Below are 7,101 nucleotides of genomic sequence, written 5' to 3'. Positions count from 1 at the left end.
CCCGACGTCGGCGCGTCGGCCCCCGGCGAGCCCTCACGGCAGCTTCGGCCATTCCTCCGGGCCGAGCGAGCCGGCCGGGTACTCCTCCAGCGGCACCTCGCCCGCCCGCCACGCGGCGAGCACCGGGTCGACGATGCGCCAGGACTCCTCGGCGGCGTCGCCGCGCACCGCGAGGGCCGCGTCGGCGTCGAGGATGCCCGACAGCACCTCGCCGTAGGCCTTCAGCGCACCCGCACCGAGGTCGGCCTCCAGCCGCGCGCGCTCGAGTTCGAACGGGTCTTCGCCGCCGTTGACGTTGAGCTCGAGGTCCATGCGGTCTGGCCCGAGCGAGAAGCGCAGCACCGAGCCCGGGGCGTCGCCGGTCAGTCCCTCCGGCACGTGGTTCACGGGCTTGAACGTCACGACCACCTCGCCGTCCTTGCCGGCGAGCGCCTTGCCCGAGCGCAGCGTGAACGGCACGCCCCCCCATCGTTCGTTGCGCACCTCGCATGTGAGCTCGGCGAGGGTCTCGGTGGCGCGGGTGGGATCGACCCCGGGCTCGTCGACGTAGGCGGGAAGCTCGCGATCGCCCACCGTGCCGGCGGTGTACCGTGCGCGCCGTGACGCCGTCGCGGCGTCGTCGCCCCACACGCGGGTCGCCCGCAGCACCGCGGCCGTGGCATCCCGGAGGTCCCTTTCGTGCAGGGTCGTGGGCGGCTCCATCGCGAGCACCGCCATCACCTGGAGCAGGTGGCTCTGGATCATGTCGACGAGCGCGCCGGCACGGTCGTAGTAACCCGCGCGCCCCTCGAGCCCGAGCGTCTCGTCGTAGCGGACGACGACCGACTCGATGTGCTGCGCCGACCACACCGGCGCGAAGACGCGGTTGGCGAAGCGCACGCCGAGCAGGTTGAGGGTCGTCGATCGCCCGAGGAAGTGATCGACGCGGAAGATCTGCTCCTCGGGCACGAGCCGCGCGACGGTGGCGTTGAGCTGACGGGCGCTGGCCTCGTCGACCCCGAACGGCTTCTCGAGCGCGAGCACGGCCCCCTCAGGGATCGCGACGTCGGCGAGCGCCGTGCACGCGGCGGCGGCTACGGCGGGGGGCACCGCGAAGTACAGCGCCAGCCGGTCGCCCGGGTCGGCCATCAGCTTCGCGAGGTCGCGGGGATCGGTGATGTCGGCACGCTGGTACGTCGTCTCGGCGATGGCGTCGAACGCGTCGGCGAAGCCCCCCGAAGCGAATGCGTCGCGCACGACCTGCTGCCAGCGGGCGTCGTCCCAGTGGTCGATCCCTGCTCCGCGCAGCCGGATCCGCCGGCTCGGCTCGAGCGTGAGCAGCTGGCCGAGCGCCGGCAGCAGCAGTCGCGAGGTGAGGTCGCCCGAGGCGCCCAGGATCAGAAGGGTGGTCTGCGGCTCGGCCATGCGCCCAACCTATCCGCCTGTCGCCGACGGCGGGAGGACTGTCGCTCCGAGCGCGTCTTTGCCAGAATCAGGACGATGCCGGCCCCGATCGAGGACTACGCCCTGCTCAGCAGCTGCCGCACCGCGGCGCTCGTCTCGCGAGAGGGCAGCATCGATTGGCTGTGCGTGCCCCGCTTCGATTCGCCCTCGGTGTTCGGGGCGCTGCTCGGCGACGAGGATCACGGATGCTGGAGCCTGCGCGCGGGCGATCCTGAAGCGAAGAGCACCCGGCGCTACGACGGCGACACCTTCATCCTCGTCACTCGGTGGGAGACCGCCGACGGGGTGGCGGAGGTGCATGACTTCATGCCCATCGACGGGAACCGCGTCGATGTCGTCCGTCGTATCGTCGGCGTGACCGGGACGGTCGAATTCACCGACACGGTTCGCCTGCGATTCGATTACGCGCGGGCGACGCCGTGGGTGCGGCGGGTGCCCGGCATTCCTCTCACCGGGCTCGCGATCGCGGGTCCGCACGCGCTGGTGCTCCGCGGCGCGCCGCTGCGGCCGATCGACCACGCCCACTCCGCGACCATCACCGTCGGTGCCGGTGAGGTCGTCGACCTCTCGCTCACCTGGTTCAAGTCCCACCACGACGTCCCCGCCCCGCTGGACGTGGACCGCTCCCTCGCCGCGACGCGCGCGTGGTGGCAGGACTGGGCCGACCGCATCGACCACCATGGCCCGCACCGCGACGAGGTCGTCCGTTCGCTGCTGGTGCTGCGGGCGCTCACGCATGAGAGCACCGGTGGGATCGTCGCCGCCGCGACGACGTCACTGCCGGAGGACTTCGGCGGGTCGCGCAACTGGGACTACCGCTACGTGTGGCTGAGGGACGCGGCTCTCACGCTCGAGACGCTGCTCGAGCACGGGTTCACCGGGGTCGCGGAGCGCTGGCGGGGGTGGCTCCTCCGGGCCATCGCCGGCGACCCGGCCGACGTGCAGATCATGTACGGGCTGGCCGGCGAGCGCGACCTCGCCGAGCGCGAGATCGCGAGCCTTCCGGGCTACCGCGGTGCCGCGCCGGTGCGGATCGGCAACGGCGCCGTCAGCCAGTACCAGGCTGACGTGATCGGCGAGGTGATGGTGGCGCTGGAGGCCACTCGCGAGGCCGGCGTCGCCGAGGACTCGTTCTCGTGGCCGCTGCAGCGCGCTCTGCTCTCGCAGGTGATCGAATGGATCGACCGTCCCGACCGCGGCATCTGGGAGATCCGCGCCGAGGACCGCATGTTCACCCACTCCCGCGTGATGATCTGGGCCGCTCTCGACCGGGGCGTCCGGGCGGTGCGCGAGACGGGCCTCGAGGGCGACGCGGACGGATGGGCGCTGGCCCGTGATCGCATTCGCGCGGAGGTCGACCAGAGGGGATTCGACGCGGACCGCGGCCACTTCGTCCAGCATTACGGCTCCACCGAGGTCGACGCGTCTCTCCTGCTGATCCCGCAGGTCGGCTTCTGCGCGTACGACGATCCGCGCATGCTCGGCACGGTCGCCGAGATCGAGCGCACCCTGATGCGGGACGGACTCGTGCGGCGCTACCGCACCGAGGCCGGCGTCGATGGCCTCTCCGGAGACGAGCATCCCTTCCTGGCGTGCTCGTTCTGGCTCGTCGAGCAGTACGCCAGCAGCGGTCGCGTCGACGACGCGAATGTTCTGATGGACCGGCTGTGCGGCCTCGCAAGCGACCTGGGCCTGCTGTCCGAGGAGTACGACGTCGAAGGCGAGAGGCACGCGGGCAACACGCCGCAGGCGCTCACCCACCTCGCGCTCGTGCGCGCGGCGGACGCCCTCGTCGGGCACGCGGGACGCGCCGCACTGCGCAGATGACAGGATGCCGCGGCGTTCGCGGACCGCCGCGGCATCCGTCATCCGCGTCAGCGGGCGAGCGCCTCCGAGAGCTTCACGCGGGCGCCCATGCGCAGCAGCGAGTTCTCGTAGATGCGCGCGCCGATGAGGATCGCGGCGACGCACGTGGAGACGAGGATCGCGAGCGACACGAGCGGCTCCCACCACAGCGCCTCGCCGAGGAAGATGCGCATCGGCATGCCGACCGGCGCCGAGAACGGCACATACGACATCACGCCCAGCACGACGGGGTTGTCGTTGAAGAAGATCACCAGGAAGTACGGCGCCATGATGAGCATCGTGAGCGGAGTCGTCGTCGACCCGATGTCCTCCATGCGCGACACCATCGACGCCGCGGCCGCGAACAGCGAGGCGAGCAGGATGAAGCCGAACAGGAAGAACACCGCGAACCACGCGATCGGCGCGCCGAGGCCCTGCAGCAGGGCCGTCTGATCGGTCACGGTGAGACCGACGATCGCGATCGCGGCGAGGAGGAGGATCTGCGCCATCGCGAGGATCGTGTTGCCGATCACCTTGCCGGCCAGCAGCACCCGCACCGGGATCGCCGAGATGAGCAGCTCGACCACGCGGGTCTGCTTCTCTTCGACGACGCTTTGCGCGATCGTGCCGCCGAACATCGACGCGGCGAACAGGAACACGATGCCGAACCCGACGGCGGCGATGTAGCCGAGCGCCGCATTGACGTCGTCGGGAGAGAGCAGCTCGACGGGAGGGAGTTGCGCCAGCTGCAGCAGCAGCTGGGTCGGTGCACTCGTGTCGGCCAGCACCGCGAAGCCGGTCGGCGAGGAGGTGTCGCCGATGATCGCCGCATCGACGTCGCCGCTGGAGACGAGCGCCTCGGCTTCGGCACGGTCGGCGACGTCGGTGACCTCGAGGCCGTCGACGCCCGCGACGTACTGCGTCGCGTCGGCCGTCACGGCGACAGGGGTGCCGCTCGAGCTCGACGCCTGGAAGCCCGCCCAGATCACCAGCGCGAGGGCGCCCACGAGCAGGATCGCGGTCGAGATGACGAAAGCCTTGCTGCGCAGCTTCGAGCCGATCTCGCGCTCTGCGACGAGCCACATGCCCTGCGCGGCGCTGAGCGAGGTCTCGGTGGGTCGGACGGTGCTCACTGGATGACCTCCTTGAAGATCTGGGCGAGGGTGGGATGCTGCGGCGCGAAGCTCGCGACGTCGCCCTGCTCGACAGCGCGGCGCAGCACCCGCTGCGCGATCTCGTCGCTGTCGGCGTCGAACACCGCATACCCGCCGTCGAAGCTCAGAACCTGGACGCCCGGCTCGGCTCGGAGCCAGCCGGCGTCGCCCGCCGAGACGAGCTCGTAGCGGCGCGTCGAGTGCTCGGCGCGCAGCGCATCACGGGGCCCGGCGGCGCGGATCGTTCCGCCGGCGATGATCACGAGGTCGTCGCACAGCCGCTCCACGACGTCGAGCTGGTGCGACGAGAACAGCACCGCGGAGCCGGCTGCCGCGCGCTCCTGCAGCACGCCCGCCACAACGTCGACCGCGAGCGGGTCGAGGCCCGAGAACGGCTCGTCGAGGATCAGCATCTGCGGGTCGTGTACGAGCGCCGCCGCGATCTGCGCGCGTTGCTGGTTGCCGAGCGACAGCGTCTCGACGTTGTCGTCGAGGCGCTCCCCGAGTCCGAGCCGCTCCAGCAGCGCGGTGGCGCGGGTCGAGGCATCCGTCTTCGAGAACCCGTGCAGGCGCGCCAGGTAGACGATGTGCTCCCGCACCTTCATCTTCGGGTACAGGCCGCGCTCTTCGGGCATGTATCCGAAGCGACGGCGGTCGGACGCCGACACCTCGGCACCGTCGAGGGTGACGGTGCCTGCGTCCTTGGCCAGCACGCCCAGCACGATCCGCATGGTGGTGGTCTTTCCGGCGCCGTTCCCGCCGACGAAGCCGGTGAGCCGGCCGGGGCGGACCTCGAACGACACCTCGTCGAGCACGCGGCGACCCGCGTAGCTCTTCGTGATGCCCCGCAGCTGCAGCATGTTGTCTCCTCTCGTTGACGTCGTGACCATCACGCTACGGACGACGGCTTCCGTCGTCCTCCCCCTCAAGGGGGAGATCCGGCTGCTCCGCTGCGCGGGGGAGAGTCGCGTGACATCGGTTTGCATACTTCGGAATAGATCTGAGATCCATGTGCTTGCATGGAAGTGGAATGTCCACGGTGGTCCCCGCCGGGGACCTCTCTGTTTGAAGGAGCACAATCCATGTCCGACCGGACCATCGGCTACATCGTCGGCAGCATCTCGTCGACCTCGATCAACCGCCGCCTCGCGAAGGCGCTCGAGCGTCTCGCCCCCGAGGGCACGACCCTCGTCGAGATCCCGATCGCGGACCTCCCGTTCTACTCGCCCGACCACGACGCCGACTTCCCTCAGGTCGCGCGCGACTTCAAGCAGGCGATCGAGGACGTCGACGGCGTGATCATCGTCACCCCCGAGTACAGCCGCTCGGTCCCGGGCGTCCTGAAGAACGCCCTCGACTGGTCCGCGCGACCCTGGGGCCACGCCTCGTTCAACGGCAAGCCCACGGCCGTCATCGGCACGTCGCAGGGCGGCATCGCGACCGCCGCGGCGCAGCAGCACCTGAAGGCGATCCTCAGCCACTACAACGCTCCGACTCTCGGCCAGCCCGAGGGCTTCGTCCAGACCCTTCCCGGCCTGTTCACCGAGGACGGCGAGGTCACCAACGACCAGACCGCCGAGTTCCTCGTCGGCTACCTCGAGGCCTTCGGCGCACTCGTCGACCGCTACGCGCCCGTCCGCGAAGCCGTCGCCGCCTGAGCTTCTCTCCCTGCCGACGGATGCCCCGGCCCGGAGTCCCTCGTGGGCTCGGGGCCGGGGCATCCGTCGTCTTGGCGGGGCGCCACGTTCTGCACCTGCGGCGCGCGATTCTTGGCGAGTCGCCAGAATCGGGCGGGACTCGGGCGGCGTTGCGTGTTGGCGAGTCGCCACGAATCGCATGTAGGGGCGTACTTCATGGCGAGTCGCCAGAGTCGGGTGCGGCTCGACGCGCCCGTTGGGGAGGGCGCGGTCAGGCGAGGCCGTGGCGGTGGGCGTACACGACAGCGGCGACGCGGTCGCGGGCGCCGAGCTTCTGGAGCACGTTCGACACGTGCGTCTTCACGGTCGCCTCGCCGATGTAGAGGCGCTGCGCGATCTCGGCGTTGCTCATCGCCTGTGCGACGAGCCGCAGCACCTCGGTCTCGCGTTCGGTCAGCTCGATGCGAGGCGCGTCGACCGGCTCAGCGACCGGGAGTCCCGGCGCCTGAGCGGGGGGCGTCCCCGGTCCCTGAGCCTGCCGAAGGGCCGGCGCCTGGGTGAAGCGGGCGATCACGCGCCGGGTCACCTCGGGCGCGAGCAGCGCGTCGCCCGCGGCCGCGACGCGCACGGCGTTCACGAGCTCCTCAGGGCCGGCGTTCTTCAGCAGGAAGCCGCTCGCGCCCGCCGCGAGCGCGTCGAAGAGGTAGTCGTCGCGGTCGAACGTGGTCACGACCACCACGGCCGCATCGACGTCGGGGTCGCCGACGATGCGTCGCGTGGCCTCGAGGCCGTCCATGTCGGGCATCTGCACGTCCATGCAGATCACGTCGGGACGCAGAACGGATGCCGCAGCCACCGCCTCGTGGCCGTTCGTCGCCTCACCCACGACGGCGACGTCGCTCGCCGCCTCGAGGATCATGCGGAATCCCGTCCGCATCACCGCGTGGTCGTCGACGAGCAGCACGCGGATCGTGCCGCCGGTCATGTGCGCGCCTCCGCCGCGGCGGCCGGGCGCAGCGGCA

6 protein-coding genes are annotated in these 7,101 nt (G+C 70.9%); 2 read left to right on the top strand and 4 right to left on the bottom strand.

Annotated features, from left to right (window positions below; all coding sequences use genetic code 11):
- Nucleotides 1–33: 33 nt before the first annotated feature.
- On the bottom strand, nt 34–1,404 hold the full coding sequence (locus EIO58_RS10100; protein WP_127819429.1) for a glucose-6-phosphate dehydrogenase: 1,371 nt from the start codon (nt 1,402–1,404) through the stop codon (nt 34–36).
- Between the two features lie 75 nt (nt 1,405–1,479).
- On the opposite strand from EIO58_RS10100, the gene EIO58_RS10095 reads away from it, so the two are divergent.
- Nucleotides 1,480–3,270 carry a glycoside hydrolase family 15 protein gene (locus EIO58_RS10095; protein WP_205789214.1) on the top strand — a complete coding sequence of 597 codons (1,791 nt, stop codon included), beginning with the start codon at nt 1,480–1,482 and terminating at the stop codon, nt 3,268–3,270.
- 47 nt (nt 3,271–3,317) lie between these two features.
- On the opposite strand, the gene EIO58_RS10090 is transcribed toward EIO58_RS10095, so the two are convergent.
- Nucleotides 3,318–4,373 (bottom strand): ABC transporter permease, encoded by a 1,056-nt coding sequence (locus EIO58_RS10090; RefSeq protein ID WP_127819430.1) that lies wholly within the window; start codon nt 4,371–4,373, stop codon nt 3,318–3,320.
- A gap of 44 nt (nt 4,374–4,417) precedes the next feature.
- Nucleotides 4,418–5,302, bottom strand: coding sequence for an ABC transporter ATP-binding protein (locus tag EIO58_RS10085; protein WP_127819428.1), 885 nt, complete (start codon nt 5,300–5,302; stop codon nt 4,418–4,420).
- Between the two features lie 222 nt (nt 5,303–5,524).
- Here EIO58_RS10085 and EIO58_RS10080 point away from each other — a divergent pair, with 222 nt between their 5' ends.
- Entirely contained in the window at nt 5,525–6,100 is a 576-nt protein-coding gene (locus EIO58_RS10080; RefSeq protein WP_127819427.1) for an NADPH-dependent FMN reductase, read from the top strand.
- Nucleotides 6,101–6,350: 250 nt separating this feature from the next.
- Here EIO58_RS10080 and EIO58_RS10075 read toward each other — a convergent pair whose 3' ends face one another.
- Nucleotides 6,351–7,064: a response regulator gene (locus tag EIO58_RS10075; RefSeq protein WP_127819426.1), complete on the bottom strand. Its 714-nt coding sequence runs from the start codon at nt 7,062–7,064 to the stop codon at nt 6,351–6,353.
- Between the last annotated feature and the right edge of the window lie 37 nt (nt 7,065–7,101).

This window comes from Microbacterium sp. CPCC 204701, assembly GCF_004010105.1.
Lineage (GTDB): Bacteria > Actinomycetota > Actinomycetes > Actinomycetales > Microbacteriaceae > Microbacterium.
This window is presented reverse-complemented; position numbering and strand designations above follow the sequence as displayed.

What these genes read in the sequence shown, in the direction of transcription:
- EIO58_RS10075 (WP_127819426.1), bottom strand. Translation starts at nt 7,064, where the DNA reads ATGACCGGCGGCACGATCCGCGTGCTGCTCGTCGACGACCACGCGGTG.
- EIO58_RS10085 (WP_127819428.1), bottom strand. Translation starts at nt 5,302, where the DNA reads ATGCTGCAGCTGCGGGGCATCACGAAGAGCTACGCGGGTCGCCGCGTG.
- EIO58_RS10100 (WP_127819429.1), bottom strand. Translation starts at nt 1,404, where the DNA reads ATGGCCGAGCCGCAGACCACCCTTCTGATCCTGGGCGCCTCGGGCGAC.
- EIO58_RS10090 (WP_127819430.1), bottom strand. Translation starts at nt 4,373, where the DNA reads ATGTGGCTCGTCGCAGAGCGCGAGATCGGCTCGAAGCTGCGCAGCAAG.
- EIO58_RS10095 (WP_205789214.1), top strand. Translation starts at nt 1,480, where the DNA reads ATGCCGGCCCCGATCGAGGACTACGCCCTGCTCAGCAGCTGCCGCACC.
- EIO58_RS10080 (WP_127819427.1), top strand. Translation starts at nt 5,525, where the DNA reads ATGTCCGACCGGACCATCGGCTACATCGTCGGCAGCATCTCGTCGACC.